This window comes from Streptomyces ficellus (assembly GCF_030406405.1).
GTDB classification, from domain to species: domain Bacteria; phylum Actinomycetota; class Actinomycetes; order Streptomycetales; family Streptomycetaceae; genus Streptomyces; species Streptomyces ficellus_B.
Map to the genome: position 1 here is coordinate 54,645 of NZ_JAUEPL010000033.1, position 20,596 is coordinate 75,240.

The window sequence follows — 20,596 nt, forward strand, 5'->3', positions numbered from 1 at the left end:
TGACTCGCCGAGGGCCGTTAGCTCAATTGGCAGAGCAGCGGACTTTTAATCCGTTGGTTGTGGGTTCGAGTCCCACACGGCCTACCAGCGAAAACTGATTAGGGATCGTGCGCCGGATGGCGTAAGGTGGTGTTCACCGACGCGGGGTGGAGCAGCTCGGTAGCTCGCTGGGCTCATAACCCAGAGGTCGCAGGTTCAAATCCTGTCCCCGCTACTGAAGACGAAGGCCCGGTGCATTGCGCACCGGGCCTTCGCCATGTGCGCTGGGCGCATGTGCTGTCGGGTCGGATTCCGTTGGGCCGGCTGGGGTCGGGTCGCCCGGTCGGCGGATGGCGGGTCGCCGCGCGGCGCGGCTCCGGCCAGCCTGGACGGGGCGCGGTACCGTCCGCAGCCGTGGGTGGACCGGGCAGGAGACCAGTGGTGGGGCAGCGAGCACGGGACGGCTACGGCGGCGACCGCGGCAACGGCGGCCGGGGCAACCGCGGCCGGGGCAACGGCGGTCGCGGGAACGGTGGTGGCGGTCGCGGGAACCGTGGCGGCCGGGAGGGGCTCCGGCGGTTCATCCGCGCGGTGCCCGCCCTGATGATCGCCGGGGGAGTGGCGTACGACCTGGCGACCCCGCCCCGCTTCACCGCCATCCCGCTGTTCGCCGCCGCCCCGCTCGTGGCGGCGCCCTTCTTCGCCCCCGGTGCGACCGCGCTGGCGGGTGCCGTCGCCGTGCTGGCCGTGCTGGCCCTGCACCTGGTCAACGGCACGCTCGGCGAGGCCCCCGCCCTGACCGAGGTCCTCACCGTGGTGACGGTCTCGGCGCTCGCGCTGCTCATCAACCGCGTCGTGCGGCGCAGCGGCGAACGGCTCGCCTCCGCCCGGGTGATCGCCGAGACCGCGCAGCGGGCCGTGCTGCCGACGCCCGCCGAACGGATCGGCGGGTTGCAGGTGGCGGCGCGGTACGAGGCGGCGCAGGCGGACGCGTTCATCGGGGGCGACCTGTTCGCCGTACAGGACACGCCGCACGGGGTGCGGCTCGTGGTCGGGGACGTACGGGGGAAGGGGATGGGCGCGGTCGAGGCGGTGGCGGTGGTGATCGGCGCGTTCCGGGAGGCGGCCGAGCACGAGAGCTCGCTGGAGGGGGTGGCGCAGCGGCTGGAGCGGGCGCTGGCGCGGGAGGGGACGCGGCGCGACGGGCTCGACGCGGTCGAGGGGTTCACCACGGCCGTGCTGGCGGAGATCCCGCGCGGGGAGGCCGTGGTGCGGGTGGTCGACCGGGGGCACCCCGAGCCTCTGATGCTGTACGCGGACGGGCGCGTCGAGCTGCTTGAGGCGGCCGAGCCCGCGCTGCCGCTGGGGATGTCCGACCTGGGGACGTGGCCGGACCGGGCGTACCAGGTGCCCTACCCGGCGGGGGCGACGCTGCTGCTCTACACGGACGGGCTGTCCGAGGCGCGCGACGCGAACGGTGTCTTCTACGACCCGGTCGAGCGGCTCGCGGGGCGGATCTTCCCGGGGCCCGACGCGTTGCTGGACGCGTTGGTGGACGACGTACGGCGGCATACGGGCGGTGGGGCGACCGACGACCTGGCGCTGCTGGCGGTCAGCAGGCCCGCGGAGGGGCAGCCGGCGCGGCGGCGCACGATGCCGGTGGTGCCCGGGCACGGAGCGTAGTGGCCAGGTGTCACTGCGCATAACAATTGACGTACCGTCAGAAATCTGATGTTCGGTGAATGTTTCTGACGACTGGTCAATTCGCCCGGATGTGCCTGGATGTGGCCCGGTACGTCCCGGGGCCGTGTGATTAATGATCAGTAGGAACGGCTTGGAATCCGGAGCCCCCGTCTATTAACGTTCGATAACGCAGCGCGGTCGTCCCAGCCGTCGCAAGAGACGGCACCGCGCGCGTGCGCCGAATTCCGCAAGGGAACCGGGGAACCACCACCTTGGGGTGAATCGGGCCGAACCAGGCCCGTAGGAGACCTTCCTGCTCCGAACCCGTCAGCTAACCCGGTAGGCGAGAAGGAAGGAAAGGAGTGCGCCCCCGTGGCGTCCAACAGGCCTGCCCCCGAAGCCCCTTATGCTCCCACCGGTGCAACCGGCTCGTTCAGCTCTTCGGGTATCCCGGACGCCGCGCCCCTAAACGGGCAGTGGGAGGAATGGAACCCCACCGAGGAGACCGTCCGCCCCGTGCGCGGACGGCACCGCGTCGTCAAGCAGCGCGGCGGCCTCGCCCGTAGCTCCACCGTCCTCGGCGTCGGTGTCATCGCGGCGGTCGGCGCGGGCGGCATGGCCACCGCGCAGAACAAGCCGCCGGTCTCGATCTCCCTCCCCGACGCGGACTCCCTGCCCGGCATCGGCGCCCTCATATCCGACGACGCCGACGGCTCCCAGTCCGGCTCCGGCTCCGACTCCGGCTCCGATGGCTCGGGTGACGCCGGCGTCGCGCCGCTGACCGCCGCCGCCCTCACCGGCTCCGACACCGCCGCCGGGCAGCAGAGCGGCAGCGCGGACGCGGGCGAGGCCCTGCGCGCCCGGATCCTCCAGCAGGCCGAGCAGCAGCGGGCGTCCGCCGACGCCGAGGCCAAGGCGGCAGCCGAGAAGGCCGCCGCCGAGCAGGCCGCCGCCCAGGCGAAGGCCCAGCAGAGCGCCGCCGAGAAGGCCGCTGAGAAGGCCGCCGAACAGGCCGCCGAGGAGAAGGCGAAGGCCGAGGCGGCGGCCGCCGCCAAGGCGGAGGCGGCACGCCTGGCCAAGCTCGCCGGCAGCTGGTCCCTGCCGACCTCCTCGTACACCATCACCTCCACCTACGGCCAGGCCGGCTCCATGTGGTCCTCCGGCTACCACACCGGCCTCGACCTCGCCGCGCCCACGGGCACGCCCGCCAAGGCCGTGCACGGCGGCACCATCAAGTCGGCCGGCTGGTCCGGCGCGTACGGCTACCGCATCGTCCTGGAGCTGGAGGACGGCACGGAGGTCTGGTACTGCCACCTCTCCTCGATGACGGTCGGTGCCGGCCAGAAGGTCGCCACCGGCGAGACCATCGGCCGCGTCGGCGCCACCGGCAATGTGACCGGCCCGCACCTGCACCTGGAGGTGCACACGGCGGGCGGCGGGGGCATCGACCCCATGGCGTGGCTGCGCGGCAAGGGCCTCACGGTCTAGTCGGCGCGGCCCATGACGGACCCCGGCAGCTCTGGCGCTACACCCCCCGACGCCAGGGCTGCCGGTTTTTCACCGATCGGTTCCGGTGGGTGCTGACGGGCGGAAGAGTCCCGCTCTGTAGCGCCCGGGCCGAAGCGCCCGGGCCGAGGGGGCGGGCGAGCACCTTCATGCTTCAGTGCCGTCAGTGCCGGTACGGGTTGTAGCCGCCGTAGTTGAGGTGCGGGGGCGGTGTCCACACCCGGCCGGTGACCTGTGCCGCGTACGTCAGCGCGGGGCCCGCTATCTCCTTGCGCTGCCACAGGTGGTGCAGCAGCTCCTGCTCGCGCGCCACGAAGTCCGGGCCCGCCACCCCGCGGCGGGCGCGGTGGCGCAGGAACGCCAGTGAGGTGGCGAACGCCTCGTACTCGCCGACCGCGCGGGACGCCGCCGGACCGTAGCAGCGCGCCGCGTACCCGCGGGCCAGGCCGCGCGCCCGCATCGAGGAGAGCGCGAGCGGCTCGGCGGGGGTGAGCCAGCCGGCCGCCGCGTACGCGGGCAGCTCGCCGGATATCGTGCGCAGCTCGCGCTGGCGCGACCAGATCGCCAGCCAGGTCAGCAGCCCGAACGCGGGCAGCATGAACGCCCCGTACACGGCGTAGAAACCCCAGGGCCCCAACGCCGCCGAGCCGTTCCACAGCGCGTGCATGCCCATCGCCAGGGCCAGTCCCAGCACCGGCAGCGCGACGCGGCGGACCCTCTTGTGGCGCGCGGTTATCGCGGCGATGCCGAAGCCGATGCCGGTGAGGACGGTGAACAGCGGGTGCGCGAACGGCGACATCACGATCCGTACGAAGAAGGTCGCGGCCGTGACGGACGCGAACCCCGACGTACCGAACTGCTGGTCCTCCCCGAAGGCGTTGCCGAGATAGAGGATGTTCTCGGTGAAGGCGAAGCCGGTCGCGGTGAACCCGGCGATGACGACGCCGTCGACGATCCCGGTGAAGTCCCGCCTGCGGAAGACGAAGATGAGCAGCACGGCGGCGGCCTTCGCGCTCTCCTCCACGATCGGCGCTATGACGGTGGCCCCGAGCGTGTCCGCCGACGCCGGGTCGGCGGTGGCGGTGGCTATCCAGCGGGTCGCGAAGGTGTTGGCGACGATCGCGACGAGCGCGGCGGCGCACGCGCCCCACGCGAAGGCGAACAGCAGGTTCTTCCAGGGGCCCGGCTCGACCCGGTCCAGCCAGCGGAACGCGGCCATGAGCAGCGGGACGGGCAGCAGGGCGAGGCCCAGGCCGACCAGGAAGCCCTGGGTGCCGGTCTGTTCGCGGACGAGCGCGAGGATCACCAGCCCGCACAGGGCGAGCACGACGGCCACCGCGGCGGCCTGCACCACCTTGCTGCGCCACAGGGCGCGGCGGGGTTTGTAGCGCCAGCGGGCACGGTCCGGCACGGCGTCGAACGACGGCTGTGGTTCGTACGCCGGGACGGCCGGATACGGCGGGCGGTGGTGCGTGGACGAGTGGGACACACAACGACCCTAACGACCGCCACTGACAGCCCGCGACGGGATTGCCCACCGGGCGCACCCGGGGGCGTCACGCGCGGGAGCGCCAGGTGCCGGGAGCCTCAGGTGCCGGGCGCGTCGTGTGTGACGCGCGTGGTCACACGCGGGTGAACAGCAGGTCGTGGACGACGTGCCCCTTGTCCAGGCCCTGCCCTTCGAACCGGGTGAGCGGCCGGAAGGCGGGGCGGGGCGCGTAGCCGCCATCGGGCTGGGTGTTCTCGAAGTCGGGGTGCCCGCTCAGCACGTCCAGCATCTGCTCGGCGTACGGCTCCCAGTCCGTCGCGCAGTGCAGGACGGCCCCGGGCTTCATGCGGGAGGCGGCCAGGCTCAGGAACTCCGACTGGATCAGCCGCCGCTTGTGGTGCCGCTTCTTGGGCCACGGGTCGGGGAAGTACACCCGTACGCCGTCGAGGGCGCCGGGCCGCAGCATCTCACGCAGCAGGATGATCGCGTCGCCGTTGGCCACGCGTACGTTGCTCAGCCCGGCCTTCTCGGCGAGGGCGAGCAGGTTGCCCTGGCCGGGGGTGTGGACGTCGACCGCGAGGATGCCGGTGGACGGGTCGTCGGCGGCCATCTGCGCGGTGGCCTCGCCCATCCCGAACCCGATCTCCAGGACGACCGGAAGCCCGCCGAACATCTCGCCCAGGTCGAGGACGCGCTGCCCGTCGATGTCCAGGCCCCACACGCCCCACAGCCGCCGCAGCGCGTCGCCCTGCCCGGCCGTGACGCGGCTGCGGCGGGGCTGGAAGCTGCGGATCCGCCGCTCGAAGTGCGACCCGGCGGGGTCGGGCGCCGGACCCTCGGGGAAACGGGGCGCGCCCTTGGGGCGACGGTGCAAGGCGGTTTCACGGGACTCAGACACAATGACCGAATTCTACGGCTTCCCCGGTGCACAAGGCGCTCCGCTCCGGGCGGCTTCCCCGGCGCACGCGCGGCTCCGCTCCCCGGCGTCCCCGGTGCACGCGAGGCTCCGCTCCCCGGCTTGCCCGGCTCGCCCGGCGCTCCGCGCGGGCGCCCCCCGCAGTGCCGCGTCCCGCGTCCCGCGTGCCACCCCGGCGCCCGGGCCCCCGCTACCCCAGGTGCGCCAGTGCCCGCCGCGCGACCTCCCGCCCGATCGGCAGGGACGCCGTCGCCGCGGGGGACGGGGCGTTCAGGACGTGGACCGTCCGCGTCGCCTCACGGATCAGGAAGTCGTCGACCAGCGTGCCGTCCCGCAGCACCGCCTGGGCCCGCACCCCCGCCGGCGCCCGCCGCAGGTCCGCCTCCGTCACCGCGGGCAGCAGCCGCCGTACCGCCTCGGTGAACGCCCGCTTCGACACCGACCGGCGCAGCTCTCCCGCTCCGTACCGCCAGTGCCGCCGCGCTATCCGCCACGCCCCCGGCCAGGCCAGCGTCCCGGCCAGCTCACGCGGGTGGACCGAGGACCAGCCGTACCCCTCGCGGCCCAGCGCCGGTACCGCGTTCGGCCCGACGTGGACGCCCCCGTCGATTCCCCGTGTCAGGTGCACGCCCAGGAAGGGGAACGCCGGGTCCGGCACCGGATACACCAGGCCCCGCACCAGCTCCGGCCGGGCCAGCTCGTAGTACTCGCCCCGGAACGGCACGATCCGCATGCCCGGCTCGTCGCCCGCGAGCCGCGCCACCCGGTCGCAGTGCAGCCCCGCGCAGTTCACCAGCACCCGGCCGCGCACCACCGCTCCGGTGGCCGTACGGACGGCGACGCCCCAGGGGCGCCGGTCCACGGCGGTGACCTCCGCGCCGTACCGGATGTCCGCGCGGGACGCCTCGGCGAGCTGGGCCGCGACCGCCTTGTAGTCGCACACCCCGGTCGTACCCACATGGATCGCCGCCAGGCCCCGCACGCGCGGCTCGTACTCGCTGATCTGCGCCGGGCCCAGCTCCCGCACCGGTATGCCGTTCTCCCGGCCGCGCTGGACCAGTGCGTGCAGCCGGGGCAGCTCGGTCCGCTCGGTGGCGACGATCAGCTTCCCCGTCACCTCGTACGGCAGGCCGTACTCCGCGCAGAACTTCACCATCTCGGCGGCGCCCCGCACCGCGTACCGCGCCTTGAGCGAGCCCGGCCGGTAGTAGATACCGCTGTGGATCACGCCGCTGTTGCGCCCGGTCTGGTGCCGCGCCGGCCCCCGCTCCTTCTCCAGCACCACCACACGGGTCCCGGGGGCGGCGCGCGAGATCGCGTACGCCGTCGACAGCCCGACGATCCCGCCGCCGATCACGAGCACGTCACAGTCGAACCGCTCGGAACGATCACTGCCGTACGCGGACACGTGTGCCACCTCCCACCCCAGATAGTGCACTGGCCCACTGACAATGGCCTTAAACCAGGTGGGGCGCGGGTCACGCCGGAGTCATCAGCAGCGGACGCGCCCGCTCCCGCAGCTCCGCGACCCGTGGTTCGTCCCCGTACGGCTCCAGCCGGTGCAGCAGGTCCCGTACGTACTCGGTGGTACGCGCCGACGAGATGCGCCCGGCCACCTCCACCGCGCGCGTGCCGGCCGCGCAGGCCGCGTCCAGGTTGCCCGACTCCAGTTCGGCCACGGCGCTCACGACCAGGCGCAGACCGTGCGAGCGGACGAACTCCTCCGTGGGACGGGACAGCGCCTGCTCGGTGAAGCGGCGCACCTGACGCGGCGCCTTGAGGTCCCGGTAGCACTCGGCGGCGTCCGCGCAGAACCGGTCGTAGGAGTAGAAGCCCAGCCACGTCGGGTCCGCGTCGCCGTCCCGGGACCGCTCCAGCCACCCTTCCGCCGCCCTCAGCGCCGCGCCGGCCGCCGCCGCGTCACCGGCCTTGGCGTGCGCCCGGGCCTCCACGAGCCGGAAGAACGACATGGTCCGCGCGGTGGCCAGGCCCCGGTTGCGCTCCAGCGCCGCCTGGGCCAGGTCCACGCCCTCGTCGGCGAAGCCCCGGTAGGTGGCCTGGAGCGACATCGAGGCCAGGACGTACCCGCCGAGTGGCACGTCGGCGGCCGCCCGCGCGAGGCGCAGCGCCTGGATATAGTAGCGCTGGGCCGCCTCCTGCTGGCCGGTGTCGAACGCCATCCAGCCCGCCAGCCGGGTCAGCTCGGCGGTCGCCCCGAACAGCGCCCGGCCGACCTCGTCCGAGTACGAACCGAGCAGCAGCGGCGCCGCGTCCACCCGCAGGCACTCGGGCACCATGGACGAACGCCAGTCCCCGCCCCCGTACTTGGAGTCCCAGCGCCGCGCGTCCTCGGCCGCCTCCCGCAGCTTGGCCACGTCGCTGTGACCGACCCGCACCGGGCCGCCCTCGTCCGACGCGCCGTCCGGCACGGTCGGAACCGACCGTTCCACCGATGAGTCGGCGGGGGTTATCAGCCAGCGGGACGCGGGCGTCGCGTACGCGCTGACCGCGAACGAACCGGCCAGCGACTGCCAGATGCCACCGCCCCCGGCGCGCCGCCCGGCCAGATCCAGCCGGTACAGCTCCGTCGCCGACTTCACCGCCTGCCCCACATCGCGCGGGAAGGCCAGCCCCACCTCGGGCGCCGGATCGGCGTCGGCGAGGCCGATCTCGTGCAGGGGGACCGGGCGGCCCAGCTTCTGCCCGATCGCGGCGGCGATCAGGTGCGGTGCGGCGCCCTGCGGCACCATGCCCTTCGAAACCCACCTGGCCACCGACGTCTTGTCGTACCGAAGGGTCAGACCGCGCTGCGCTCCGAGGTCGTTGACCCGCCGGGCAAGGCCGGCGTTACTGATTCCCGCGAGGGCGAGAACGGTGCCGAGCTTCTCGTTCGGCCCGCGTTGCTCCCTGGACATGCGCCACCCCTCGACCACAGACGGCCGCCACGACGCCAGGCATAGGCGCGCGGCATTCGTAAACCCAGCGTAGTTCGCCGCATCCCCACCGTTAAGGGGCGGTGTTCCGTATGGCGAGATTGTTGTGCGTACGGTCCGGGCGCCGGCGTGAGCGGCGCGCGGGCGCCCAGCGGCGGCGCCGAGAGCGCCGGGTCCGTGCCTCTCGGACGGCGCCGAAGGGGCCGGGGCCGGGCCGCGCGGGTCGGCCCGGGGCGCGCGCGGGTGGCATCGGGGCCGGGTCGCGCGGGTGTTCGCCGGGGCGCCGGTCGGGGCCGCGTGGAGATCCCGCCGTGCTCCGGGTGTGTGGCCGTGCGCCTGTCCGTGCGCTCTGGCCCGGCCACCGGGGGAGCGCTTCCATGGGTGTCGCGTGGGTCGGCCCGCCGTACTGGAAGCGGTGGGCTGGGGGACACCGCCGCCTCAATTCCCCGCGGGCGGCGGAGCGGTCCGGGAGGCGGACAGTGCCTCCCGGACCGACGCTTATGGGTAAGTGTGTAGATAAAAGTACGGTACGTGTGGGCGTGGAGATTGGCTGAATGATGCCCACGGTTCGACCGCTCGAACCCTCTCCGTACCGTCGCCACATGGCCAATGCCAGGGGCGCGTTCCCCTTTCGCGAGGTTTCGCGGAGCGCGGCTCGTACCCCCTCCTGTGCGCCGTTGTCGTGGCAGCATGTCTCCATCAAGTGTGGTGGGTTGTCCACAGCCTGTGGAGGCGGCGATGCGGTGGCTGGTGGGGTGGAGCAGTATCGCCGCGAGCTTCGGTACGGCCGGGGCCGTCGGTTCCGGTGACGAGAACCTGACCCTGCATCCGGTAGGCGCCCAACTCCTGTGGGGCGACCCCGATCCGCTGTGGGCGGTCGGCGACTGGCGCCCGGACGAGATCCGCGTCGTCACCGTCGACTCCTTCACCCGCCTCGCCGTGCTGGGCTGCTGCGCCGCGAGCGACGAGCAACTGAGGGTCGGGCTGTTCGCGGCACGCGGCGGTGCGATGCGCCACCTCACCGCCTGGCCGGGCAGTTACACCGCCGTCGTCCAGGTCGGGCGCCGCGTCATCGTCGCCGGCGACCTGGCCGGCGCGAGACCCGTCTTCCACACCCCGTGGGCCAACGGCACCGCGTACGCCACCGCCGCCCTGCCCCTCGCCGACCTCATCGAGGCCCAGCTCGACATCGGCCACCTCGCCGCGCTGCTCGCCTGCCCCGAAACCCCCGAGGCGCTGCGCGACTCCACTCCGTACGTCGGCGTCAAACGCGTCCCGCCCGGCCACGCGCTCGTCCTGCGCGAGGGCTCGCGGGAGATCACGGGGTACGAACCGGTCGCCTCGCTCGCCGTCGCCGCGCCCCAGGTCGACCCCGAGCGCGCGGTGGACGGCGTACGGGCGGCGCTCGTCGAAGCGGTACGGGCCCGGCTCACCGCCCCCCGGCACGCCCCCGAGACCCTGCCGCCCGACCCCGGCCCCGTCCCCGGCATGGGCCCCGCGGAACGGCGCGCCGCGCGCGGGGCGCCCGCCCCCGGCATCGGCGCCGACCTCTCGGGCGGCAGCGCCTCCGGCACGCTCGCCCTCCTCGCGGCCGGCCTGCCCGGCGTACCGGGCACGATCCTGGGCCACGGCACCGGCGCGGGCGAACGGCTGCTCGCCGTCACCTTCAACGACCTGGCCACGGGCGGCCGGGACGCCGAACTGGAACGGGCCCGTGCCATCGCCGAGAACCCGCGCCTGCACCACGTCGTCGTCGCCGCGTCCGAAGAAGCCCTCCCGTACGCGCAGTTGGAAGGCCCGCTCACCGACGAGCCCGGCCCCTCCCTGGTGACCGCCGAACGCCACCGGCGGCGGCTCGCGGCGGGCAGCGCCGACCACTTCACCGGGCACGGCGCACGGCAGGTGCTCGACGCGCACCCCGCGCGCCTCGCCGACCTGCTGATGGACCGCAGACGCCGCCACCTGCTGCGGCCCGTCACCGCCCTCGCCAAGGCCGCCGGGCCCACCGCCGGTTCCCTGCTCGTCCCGCTCACCGTCTACCGGGCGGCGCGCAGACTCGCCCGTACGCCCTACCGCGCCGGTCTGGAATCGGCCGCCGACCGGCTGCTGGAGGCCAACCGGAGTCCCGGCGCCCCGGGCGGCCCGCTCGGCGCGTCGCTGGCAGCCCTCGCCTGGGCGCGGCCGGGGCCCGCCGCGCGCTGGCTCACCGGCGAGGCCCTCGCAGAAGTATCGGTTCGTCTCCAGCAGGCGGCCACCCGCCCCACCTCGGTCCAGCGCCCGGGCGAGGCACGCGCGCGTGCGGCCCTGGCCCGGCACGCGGCGGACCACCGCATCCTGGAGCAGGCCGCCGAGATCCGCAGCCAGCGCCTGCACTCGCCGTTCCTCGACAACCAGGTCGTACGGGCCTGCCGCGACCTGCCCGAATCACTGCGCGTCCAGCCCGGCGCGCGGGCCGCGATCCTGCGCACCGTCCTCGCGGGCGCGGGCATCCACGACCTGCCGCCCGGCTGGGGCGCCACGTCACAGGCGACCTCCGCGGCCGCCAACCGCGCGGGGCTCCGCCTCGCCCTGCCGCAGCTGATGGCCCTGTTCGACGCGCCGCTCCTGGCCGACGCGGGCCTGATCGAGGCCCGGGTCGTACGCAAGGCCCTGCGCGCCGCCACCGAGGGCGAACCCGTCCCCCTGGACGGCCTTGCCGACCTGGTCTCCACGGAGCTGTGGCTGCGCCGCTTGCTGGCCCGCCGGGGCACCTGCTGGACCGGCACGGCGGCACCCCGGCAGCGCGCGGTGGCGGCCGGGGTGCCCCCACGCCCCACGCTCCAGTCGTAGCCGCCCTCCGGTCGTACTTGCCGGGCCGCCCGGTCTTACGGCGTCCCGGTCTTACGGCATCCCGGCCTTTGCGGCGCCCGGTGTTACGGCCGCCCGGCCGCCCGGTTTTATGGCCTTGCGGCCTTGCGGCCTCCCGGGCTCTCGGTCGTCCCCGCCCGGCCGCCCGGTCTCCCGGCCTACCGGCAGCTGATCCGTGACTCCGCCCAGTCCGCGGGGCCGACGTCGCCGAAAGCCGTTCCCCCGTCCGGTTCGACGACCAGCCGGATCGCCCTGCGGCCGTCGATCCCGACACGGACCGGCACCGCCGCGTCGCCGCCGCGCAGCACGGGGGACTGCCACAGCCGGGCCTCGCTGCCCGACGCCGACGTCCCGTACACGGAGAAGCGCACCGCGCCCAGACCCATCGCCATGTCGTCGACACCGACGAACGCGTCGTAGGCGGAGCACTGGCGGTTCAGGTCGATGGTGAGGGACGACCTGGCGTGCACGGTCACACCGTGCCCGTACCGCTTGCCGCCGATCGACATGCCCTCGCGCTGCCACATCCAGCTCGACTCGCCGAACCGCACTTCGGGCGCGGTGTGATCGCCGGCGACGTCGTAGCCGAGCTCGCTGACCCGGTAGTCGGCGGGTGGGGGCGGCGGCGGGGCCGTCGTGGGCGTGGCGCCGGGACGCGTGGGGCTGGGGGTGGGTGTCGGTGTGGGGGTGGGCTCCGGTTCGGACCCGGCCGGGGGCGTGGGTCCGGCTTCCGTGCCGCTCGGCGCCGGGGAGGCCGGTGCGGGCGTCTGGGCCGGTCGCGGTGCCGGGGCCTGGTCCTGGGCGGCCGCAGACGGCGGAGGGGTGGACCGTGTGGGCGCCGGGGCGGGCTCCTGCGGTACGAGCGTTTCGGCGGCGGGCGGCTTGGCCTGCGGCGCGGGCTCGGGCGTGGGGGCGCCCGAGAGGGCCCACACCACCACCCCGGCGACCGCGGTGACGGCCGCCGTGACCGCGAGCCCGGCCTTCGCCGGTGCGCCGAGCCCCTCAGCGGCGACCCCACCCCCCGCGCCGCCCGAAGCCGTACCGCCCGACGCCGTACCGCCGGAAGCCGCGCTGCCCGACGCCGCGCCGCCGGCCACGAGACCGGCGGCCTTGACGGAGAACCCGGCGGCGAACCAGCCGATGACGGCGACCGGCAGCAGCGCGGGGATGCCCGCGTTGACCTGTTCCAGCTCGCTCACCGCCCGCCGGCACCTGGCGCACTCCTCCAAGTGCCGGCGCAGGCCCCGCTCGGCCCGCATCCGCAGTCCACCCCGCGCGTACGCCCCCAGCCGGTCGGCGTACCGCGCGCAGTCACCACCGGCGGTGAGCGACTGGCTCACATGCGCCTGCAAATACGCCTGCTTCAGCCCCTCACGGGCCCGGCTGGCCAGCACCGCCGTGGCGTTGGCGGTCAGCCCGAACAGTGGCGCCACCTCGCTCGGCGACTCCTCCTCGACCGTGGTGTGCCACAGCACCGCCTGCCACCGCTCGGGCAGCGAACGGAAGGCCCGCATGGCGAGCGACCGCTCGGCCTCGTGCATGGCGCGCACCTCCGCGCCCAGTTCGAGGGTGTCGTCGTCGGACACCTCGAAGGTGCGGACCGCCTGCGCGGCGAACACCGCGAAGTCCTCGACCAGATGCTCCCGCCTGGATGTCTTCGACCAGGCGGCCGCCACATGGCGCACCGTCGTCAGCAGATACGCGCGCACGGCCTGACGGGGCCCCGCGCCACCCCGTACCGCCTGGAGCGTGCGCGCGAACACCTCCGCCGACAGGTCGTCGGCGGTGTGCGCGTCCCGGCAACAGGTGCGGGCGTAGCGCCGCACGGCGTCCGCGTGCCGACGGAACAGCTCCGCGTACGCGGTGTCGTCACCGTCCCGCATGCGCCGGACCAGTTCGGCGTCCGACGGCGGCAGCTCGATCGGGGGCGGCAGTACGGAACCGGCCCCGCCGCCCACCCGCTGCCCGGGCACCGCCGCGTCGGCGTCACCACCCGGTGTCATGGGCGAACCGCCGGGCCCAGTCGTGGGCGAACCGCCGGGCCCGCCCTGGCCGGGCACCATGGGGTAACCCCGCGCGCCGTGCTCCATGGCACCGCCGCCGAGCGGCTCGTCGCGACTGTCACCGCTCATCGCGGACGCCCCCGTCCCCCTGCTCAGACCCGGACACCGGGCAAGAGTGCCACACAGGCCCTCCCGCCCGGGCCCGTCCGCGGGTCAACCACCCGTCCGGGGAAACTTCCCGGCCCGAGGCCTCAGGGACGCCCCGCCCGCCGTCACGCCGGGCGTGAGCGCAGCCCGTCCAGGAGGATCTCCAGGAGCCGTGCCGAGGCCTCGCTCTGCTGGGCCGGGTCCGGCAGCGCGGGCGCCGCCGTGGCGATGACCAGCAGCACATCCGCCACCGTCACATCGCCGCGCAGTTCTCCCGCCTCCCGGGCCCGGTCGACCAGCTGCCCGACGACGTCCAGCAGCTCCGCCACGCCCGCGTCGTCCAGCTCGGCCGCCGGTACCGCACGCGGCGCGACCACGCGCAGCCCGGGCGGGGCCGGAACCCCGCGCTGCTGCGGCACCCGCGTCTCGTCGGGCGGCCCCGCCACCGCACCCCCCTGGGCGCCGGCCGGCTCGTCCACGCCCACCCGCAGTACGTGCGGCGGCAGCAGACGCCCGGCGCCCGACGCCACGGAGGTCCGCAGGAACCGGGAGAGCGCCGACCACGGCTCCTCCTCCTGCCCCAGCGCCGCCCGCGCCTGCTCGGTCAGCCGGGCGGTCTCCTCCTCGGCTATTCGGCGCACCAGCACGTCCTTGCTCGGGAAGCGCCGGTAGACCGTGCCGACACCGACCCGCGCCCGGCGGGCCACATCCTCCATCGGCGCCCCGTACCCCAGCTCGCCGAACACCTCACGCGCCGCCCGCAGCACATGCTCGAGGTTCCGCTGCGCGTCCACCCGCAGCGGCGCCGTACGCCCGCCGAGCCCACCGGCTCCCATGCGACCGTTCGTACCCCCGACACCGAGGTGCCCCGAAGGCGACGAGGCCGACGAAGCCACGGCGGACGCGGACGCCGAGCGCGGCGGTGGGGCCGAATGCGACGAAGAGATCGAATGCGACGATGCGGACGAAGAGATCGAAGACGACGAAGAGATCGAAGACGACGAAGAGAGTGAAGACGACGAAGAGATCGAAGAGATCGAAGAGGACGACGCGACAGCAGTCGACCCATGCGAATCCTGAATATGCATATACGTTCCCCCGGTAATGATGTCTCCCCCCGGAGACTCCCCCACCCTGACAACCGGGGCCTCGAACCCGTCACGCTCAGGTCATGCGTGACGGTCGGCACCCCGACGACATACGAACATAGTTGAGTCCGGGTCAATTCAGAAGGGGCAGTTCCGACCAGTGCGCCCCCCGATCGGAGCAAGGACCGGAACACCCCCGATTCTGCCGCCTCGCACCACCCCCCTCCCACGCCCTGACCTGCGCACCTTTCCCCGCAGCCGCCTCACACGCCACCCCATGTCCCGCACGGCCTCCAGTCACACAATTTGTCGGGCCTGTGGACAAACCCCGAAGCGCGTTGCGTCATGGGAGGGTGACGGAACCTGTGCGCATTCTCGTTGTCGGCGGTGGCTACGTCGGGATGTACACCGCCCTGCACCTCCAGCGGCACCTGAAGGCCGAGCTGAGAAGCGGCAGGGCGGAGATCACCGTGGTGACCCCCGACCCGTATATGACGTATCAGCCGTTCCTCCCCGAGGCGGCGGCCGGCAACATCTCGCCCCGCCATGTCGTGGTCCCGCTGCGCCGCGTGCTCGACATGTGCAGGATCGTCATCGGCGAGGCCAAGGCCATCGACCACGCCAAGCGCACCGCGACCGTCGCCACCCTGGCCACGGAGCAGGAGGGCACCGGTCCGCTCCAGGTGTCCTACGACGAGCTGGTCATCGCGCCCGGCTCCATCTCGCGCACCCTCCCGATCCCGGGCCTCGCCGACTACGGCATCGGCTTCAAGACCGTCGAGGAGGCCATCGGGCTGCGCAACCACGTCATCGAACAGATGGACATCGCCTCCTCCACCCGCGACCCCGCCATCCGCGACGCCGCCCTCACCTTCGTCTTCGTCGGCGGGGGCTTCGCCGGCGTGGAGGCCCTCGGCGAGCTGGAGGACATGGCCCGCTACACCGCGCGGTACTACCACAACATCAAGCCGCAAGACCTGAAATGGGTGCTCGTCGAGGCGTCCGACCGCATCCTTCCGGAGGTCGGCGAGGAGATGGGCGGGTACGCGGTCCGCGAGCTGCGCGCCCGCAACATCGAGGTACGCCTGGAAACGCGGCTGGAGTCCTGCGAGGACCGCGTCGCCGTCCTCAGTGACGGCACCCGTTTCCCGACGCGGACCGTCGTGTGGACCGCCGGCGTGAAACCGGCACCCGTCCTCGCCGCCACCGACCTGCCGCTCAACGACCGCGGCCGCCTCAAGTGCACGGCCTTCCTCACCGTGGAGGGCGTCGAACACGCCTGGTCCGCCGGGGACGCGGCCGCCGTCCCGGACCTCACCGCCGCGCAACCGGGCCGGGAGTGCGCGCCCAACGCCCAGCACGCGGTACGCCAGACCAAGGTCCTCGCCGAGAACATCGTCGCCTCGCTGAGAGGCGGGCCGCTGAAGGAGTACGCCCACAAATACGCCGGTTCCGTCGCCTCACTCGGCCTCCACAAGGGCGTGGCCCACGTCTACGGCCGTAAACTCAAGGGCTACCCGGCCTGGTTCATGCACCGGGCGTACCACCTCAGCCGCGTACCCACCTTCAACCGCAAGGCGCGCGTCCTCGCCGAATGGACCCTGTCCGGGCTGTTCAAGCGGGAGATCGTCTCGCTCGGGTCCCTGGAGCATCCGCGCGCCGAGTTCGAACTCGCCGCCGGGCCACCGCCGCCTCAGCCCAAGGACGAGGTGGCGGAGGGCGGAACCGCGGACGGCGGTCCGAAGTCCGACTGACGAGACCGCCGCCAGACCGGCCGAAGAGTTTCGACAGACGCCACTTGTCAGTGCGGTCGGTCACACTGGACGTGTGACCATAGGTGGGCTCACACCTGCACAGAGTGACTCAGCACGGCACCGCACGGCAACGACACCATGAGGCATACAGATCCGTGAACTTCACGCGTTGGAGCGCCCGGCTCCCCGGTACGCAGCGCCGCGCCGCCGCGCGCGGCACCGACCCCGGGGGCTCGCCGGCGCAGCGAGGGGACTCCGTACCCGCGGCGCGAGGTGAGTCCGACCAGCAGCTGGAGCCCTTGCCCGACGACGTCCCCGCCCTGGAGGACTTCTCCGTACGGGAGATCCTCGGCCGCCTCCCCGGTCTCGTCGCCCTCTCCTACGGCCAGGAGCACCGCATCGCGTACGTCAACGACGCGTACGCCACCGCCTTCGGCCCCCGCCCGGCCGGCGCGGCGGCCGCCACCGCGTGCCCCGAGCTGGCCGAGCTGGGGCTGCTGCCGCTCATGGACCAGGTGCTGCGCAGCGGGAAGCCTCGCACGGTCAAGTCCCGCCGTACGCACGCCGGCGGCTCGTACACGGTCACGTGCCTGCCCGTCGACACGCGCGGGCACACCGGCGCCGGAGTGCTCGTCCACGCCGCCGACGTCACCGACCACGCGGAGGCGGCCGAGCGGCTGCGGGCCAGCGAGCGCCGTCACCGCGAAACCGCGGTGACCCTCCAAAGATCCCTCCTCCCCCAGGAGTTGGAGCAGCCCGACGACCTGCGCGTGGCCGCCACGTACCAGCCGGGCGGTACGGACGCGGCGGTCGGCGGCGACTGGTACGACGTGATCACCCTCGGCGCCGGCCGCACCGCCCTCGTCATCGGCGACGTCATGGGCCGGGGGGTGCGCGCCGCGGCCGTCATGGGCCAACTGCGCACCGCGGTACGGGCGTACGCCCGGCTCGACCTGCCGCCCCACGAAGTGCTCCAGCTCCTCGACGGCCTCGCCGCCGAGATCGACGCCAGCCAGATCGCCACCTGCGTCTACGCCGTCCACGACCCCAACGAGGGCCGCCTCGTCTACGCCTCCGCCGGCCACCTGCCGATCCTCGTCCGGGACGAGGACGGCGGTATCCGCCGCGCCGAGGAGCCGACCGGCCCCCCGCTCGGCACCGGCGGCTGGCTGCACACCTCCGGCTCCATCCCCCTCCCGCCCGGTTCCACCGCCGTCCTCTATACGGACGGCCTGGTCGAGCGGCGCCGCGAGGACATCGACGAGGGCGTCGCCGCGCTCGAGCGCGCCCTGGCCGGCGCCACCGGCAGCCCGCAGGTCGTCTGCGACCGGCTGCTGCGCTCCCTGGGCGTGACCGCCGAACACGACGACGACGTCGCCGTGCTGGTCTGCCAGCACCCCTCCCGTACGGGCCCGGACGCCGAGCTGTTCCACAACGCCGCGCTCGACCTGCTCGGCGGCGTGGAAGCGGCGCCACGCGCGCGTGCCTTCGCGTCCGGCGTCCTGTCCAGCTGGCGCTTCCCGGTCGAGCTGCGGGACCTGGGAGTCCTCGCCACCAGCGAGCTCGTCGCCAACTCCCTCCAGCACGGCACCCCGCCCATGCGCCTCAGACTCCGCCGCACCGACCGGCGCCTGATCATCGAGGTGACGGACGGCGACGACCACCTGCCGCGCCGCCGCCGCGCCGAAACGGAGGACGAGGCGGGCCGTGGCATCTCGATCATCGCCACGATCGCCTCGTCCTGGGGCAGCCGCCGCACACCGGGAGGCGGCAAGGCGGTCTGGTGCGAGTTCGCCCTACCGGGCTAAACGGCCACCCGCTGATCCGGCTTGTGCTGAGCGACGACCCGCGACCTCGCCACGAGGTACGGGTGGTCCTGCGCCGGCGTCAGCTTCCTGCCCAGCCGCAGCGCCAGCACGGTGATGCCCAGCGAGAAGAGGACGAAGGTCACGATGTACGGCCCGTGCAGCGCGGCCCCCATGGGCCCGCCCACGGCCGGCCCGACCGCCAGCGCGAGCTGCTTGACCAGCGCGAAGGCCGAGTTGTACTGCCCGACCATCGACTCCGGCGCCAGGTCCGCGACCATCGGCGCCACGGTCGGCGACAGCATCGCCTCACCCAGCCCGAACAGGCCGTACGTGGTGATGAACGCGGCCGTCGCCATCGCCTGGCTGCCGTGCCCGAGCCCCGCGTAGCCCGCGAAGAGCCACGCCACGGCCCAGATCAGCCCCACCCCCGCAATGACCCGCGTCCGTCGGCGCCGCTCCACGAAACGCAGCACCAGGAACTGGGCCGCCACGATGACCGCCGTGTTCGCGGCGAGGGCGATACCGAGCGTGGACGGCTCGATCCCGGCGGCCTCGGTGCCGTACGCCGCGAGCCCCGACTCGAACTGCCCGTAACAGGCGAAGAACAGTACGAACCCCAGCACGCACAGCTGCACCATCGCCCGGTGCCCGAGCAGCGCCCGCATCCCGCCCTCGGCCGCGGGCCGAGGGTCCGTGATCGACGGCGTACGCGGCATCGTCACGGTCCCGGCGATCCCCGCCAGCACCAGGAACATCGCCGCCTCGATGGAGAACAGCAGCAGGAAGCTGCCCGGCCGGCTCTCGTCGACGAGCTGGCCGCCGATCAGGCCGCCGATCCCCAGGCCGAGGTTCTGCAGGAAGAACTGCATGGCGAACGCGCGGGTCCGCGTGGAGGTGGACGAGCACCAGACGATCATCGTCGCGAGCGCCGGCTGCATCACGGCCGTACCGGCACCGAGCAGCGCCGCCGCCAGGACGACGGCCGGCACGCTGCCGGCCAGCCCCATGCCCACGGCCCCCACGGCGGCCAGCAGCGCGGCCCCGACGAGCACGGGCAGCGGACCTCGCCGGTCGATGGCCCGCCCCGTGAAGGGCAGGACGGCAAGGGCGGCCATGGCGAAGACGGCCAGCACGACACCCGCCGTACTGGCGCCCAGGTCCCGCACCTGAGCCACATACACATAGAGATACGGAACGGTGAACCCGAGCCCGAACGCGCTCAGCACGTTCCCCGCCTGGATCCGGCGCATCGCAGCGCCCATCGCCTTGGTCACACTCACCTACTTCGAACCCGGAGGACTGAATCCTGAAGACTTCAACACTAAAGTTAGATGCTTAACTGTACACATCGAAGGACTTCAACGCCAACCGGCAACGTGGGATACTCCTGCGCATGTCCGACAGTCAGGAACCGAGCCTCGACGAGCAGATCGCCGCCTATCAGCGGGAGTTCCGCGACCTCGACCCCCAGGTCGAGAAGGTGGTCTCCGCCCTGGGCCGGCTGAACCGCCGTATGAACGTGGCGTACGGCCGTCAGGTCGCCGAGCTCGGCATCAACAACGCGGAGTGGGAGGTCCTGAAGCACCTCGTCCTCTCCGGGGCGCCCTACCGCCTGGGCCCCGGCGAGCTCGCCAAGCGCCTCGGCCTCACGCCCGCGGCCATGACCCACCGCATCGACCGCATGGCCGGCCAGGGCCTGGTCACCCGCGACCGGGACGAGAACAACCGGGTCCGGGTCATCGTGGAGCTCACGGACGAGGGGCGCCAGAAGTGGCTGGAGGCGATGCGCATGGCGACCGCCTTCGAGGAAGACCTGCTACAGGACCTCTCGACGGAGGAGCGAGGGGTACTGGGCGACATGCTGACCCGCCTCCTGCGCCGCGTGGAACACGCCCAGCCCGACGCGGGCGGCCGGCTCACGGACCTCGACTAGGTCCGGCCGGCTGGGGCGGGTTGACACGGCCCCACTGGATCCGTAAAGTTCTTCGGGTTGCCGCGGAGCCGTAACGGTTCTGCGACAGCCGATCCCGCCGCGAATGCGGCACCCCAACTCAGCACGATCTCCTGACCGGGACGAATATCGGCATGCCGAAATTCATTTCGAAGGCTCGATTATGAGCCGCCCGGGAAATCCGCTAGAGTTTGGAACGTCGGAACGGCCCGAGTGGCTGGGAGGACAACCCCTCTGACTGGGAATCAGGCACCCGAAAGGATCTGATAGAGTCGGAACCGCCGGAAAGGGAAAGCGCGAAAGCGAAGAACGGCCCGGCAGCCCGCTCCAGCGGGTGGCAGAAACGGAAAACGGATCTGCTAAGCTGGAAACACGAAATACCGAAGGGAAGCGCCCGGAGGAAAGCCCGAGAGGGTGAGTACAAAGGAAGCGTCCGTTCCTTGAGAACTCAACAGCGTGCCAAAAATCAACGCCAGATATGTTGATACCCCG

General features: G+C 73.2%; 14 protein-coding genes, 2 tRNA genes and 1 riboswitch. Of the genes, 9 read left to right on the forward strand and 7 right to left on the reverse strand.

Annotated elements, in window-relative coordinates; translation table 11 throughout:
• Positions 1-11: 11 nt before the first annotated feature.
• The 4 genes from QWM81_RS20895 to QWM81_RS20910 all read left to right on the forward strand — a co-directional run bounded on the left by QWM81_RS20895 (position 12) and on the right by QWM81_RS20910 (position 3,150).
• Positions 12-87 (forward strand) — tRNA-Lys (locus tag QWM81_RS20895).
• A gap of 53 nt (positions 88-140) precedes the next feature.
• Positions 141-214: transfer RNA gene (locus QWM81_RS20900), tRNA-Met, on the forward strand.
• Between the two features lie 206 nt (positions 215-420).
• Complete coding sequence (locus QWM81_RS20905) at positions 421-1,662, forward strand: PP2C family protein-serine/threonine phosphatase (RefSeq protein WP_290113705.1); 1,242 nt, start codon at positions 421-423, stop codon at positions 1,660-1,662.
• A 226-nt stretch (positions 1,663-1,888) separates the two neighbouring features.
• A riboswitch (cyclic di-AMP (ydaO/yuaA leader) is annotated at positions 1,889-2,023 on the forward strand.
• An 11-nt stretch (positions 2,024-2,034) separates the two neighbouring features.
• Complete coding sequence (locus tag QWM81_RS20910) at positions 2,035-3,150, forward strand: M23 family metallopeptidase (protein ID WP_435372407.1); 1,116 nt, start codon at positions 2,035-2,037, stop codon at positions 3,148-3,150.
• A 181-nt stretch (positions 3,151-3,331) separates the two neighbouring features.
• Here QWM81_RS20910 and QWM81_RS20915 read toward each other — a convergent pair whose 3' ends face one another.
• From QWM81_RS20915 to QWM81_RS20930, 4 genes are all read right to left on the reverse strand, one after another.
• Positions 3,332-4,657 (reverse strand): PrsW family intramembrane metalloprotease, encoded by a 1,326-nt coding sequence (locus tag QWM81_RS20915; RefSeq protein WP_290113706.1) that lies wholly within the window; start codon positions 4,655-4,657, stop codon positions 3,332-3,334.
• Between the two features lie 133 nt (positions 4,658-4,790).
• Positions 4,791-5,555 (reverse strand): tRNA (guanosine(46)-N7)-methyltransferase TrmB, encoded by a 765-nt coding sequence (trmB, locus tag QWM81_RS20920; protein WP_290113707.1) that lies wholly within the window; start codon positions 5,553-5,555, stop codon positions 4,791-4,793.
• A gap of 208 nt (positions 5,556-5,763) precedes the next feature.
• Positions 5,764-6,981 carry an L-2-hydroxyglutarate oxidase gene (gene lhgO, locus QWM81_RS20925; protein WP_290113708.1) on the reverse strand — a complete coding sequence of 406 codons (1,218 nt, stop codon included), beginning with the start codon at positions 6,979-6,981 and terminating at the stop codon, positions 5,764-5,766.
• Positions 6,982-7,051: 70 nt separating this feature from the next.
• Positions 7,052-8,488, reverse strand: coding sequence for an NsdA family TPR-like regulatory protein (locus tag QWM81_RS20930; protein ID WP_290113709.1), 1,437 nt, complete (start codon positions 8,486-8,488; stop codon positions 7,052-7,054).
• A 756-nt stretch (positions 8,489-9,244) separates the two neighbouring features.
• Here QWM81_RS20930 and QWM81_RS20935 point away from each other — a divergent pair.
• Positions 9,245-11,335, forward strand: coding sequence for an asparagine synthase-related protein (locus tag QWM81_RS20935; RefSeq protein ID WP_290113710.1), 2,091 nt, complete (start codon positions 9,245-9,247; stop codon positions 11,333-11,335).
• A 176-nt stretch (positions 11,336-11,511) separates the two neighbouring features.
• Here QWM81_RS20935 and QWM81_RS20940 read toward each other — a convergent pair whose 3' ends face one another.
• Complete coding sequence (locus QWM81_RS20940) at positions 11,512-13,485, reverse strand: sigma-70 family RNA polymerase sigma factor (RefSeq protein ID WP_290113711.1); 1,974 nt, start codon at positions 13,483-13,485, stop codon at positions 11,512-11,514.
• 143 nt (positions 13,486-13,628) lie between these two features.
• Entirely contained in the window at positions 13,629-14,399 is a 771-nt protein-coding gene (locus tag QWM81_RS20945) for a TetR/AcrR family transcriptional regulator (RefSeq protein ID WP_435372408.1), read from the reverse strand.
• Here QWM81_RS20945 and QWM81_RS20950 point away from each other — a divergent pair.
• The 3 genes from QWM81_RS20950 to QWM81_RS20960 all read left to right on the forward strand — a co-directional run bounded on the left by QWM81_RS20950 (position 14,338) and on the right by QWM81_RS20960 (position 18,153).
• Positions 14,338-14,583, forward strand: a complete 246-nt coding sequence (locus tag QWM81_RS20950; protein ID WP_290113714.1) for a hypothetical protein — start codon at positions 14,338-14,340, stop codon at positions 14,581-14,583. The two genes, QWM81_RS20945 and QWM81_RS20950, sit on opposite strands and share 62 nt — an antisense overlap.
• 361 nt (positions 14,584-14,944) lie before the next feature.
• On the forward strand, positions 14,945-16,345 hold the full coding sequence (locus QWM81_RS20955; RefSeq protein ID WP_435372409.1) for an NAD(P)/FAD-dependent oxidoreductase: 1,401 nt from the start codon (positions 14,945-14,947) through the stop codon (positions 16,343-16,345).
• Positions 16,346-16,500: 155 nt separating this feature from the next.
• The gene (locus tag QWM81_RS20960; RefSeq protein WP_290113716.1) at positions 16,501-18,153 is read left to right on the forward strand and encodes an ATP-binding SpoIIE family protein phosphatase; all 1,653 of its coding nucleotides are present in this window, start codon (positions 16,501-16,503) and stop codon (positions 18,151-18,153) included.
• Here QWM81_RS20960 and QWM81_RS20965 read toward each other — a convergent pair.
• On the reverse strand, positions 18,150-19,415 hold the full coding sequence (locus tag QWM81_RS20965; RefSeq protein WP_290113720.1) for an MFS transporter: 1,266 nt from the start codon (positions 19,413-19,415) through the stop codon (positions 18,150-18,152). The genes QWM81_RS20960 and QWM81_RS20965 overlap by 4 nt on opposite strands.
• Before the next feature lie 131 nt (positions 19,416-19,546).
• Here QWM81_RS20965 and QWM81_RS20970 point away from each other — a divergent pair, with 131 nt between their 5' ends.
• The gene (locus tag QWM81_RS20970) at positions 19,547-20,086 is read left to right on the forward strand and encodes a MarR family winged helix-turn-helix transcriptional regulator (RefSeq protein WP_290113717.1); all 540 of its coding nucleotides are present in this window, start codon (positions 19,547-19,549) and stop codon (positions 20,084-20,086) included.
• Positions 20,087-20,596 lie beyond the last annotated feature (510 nt).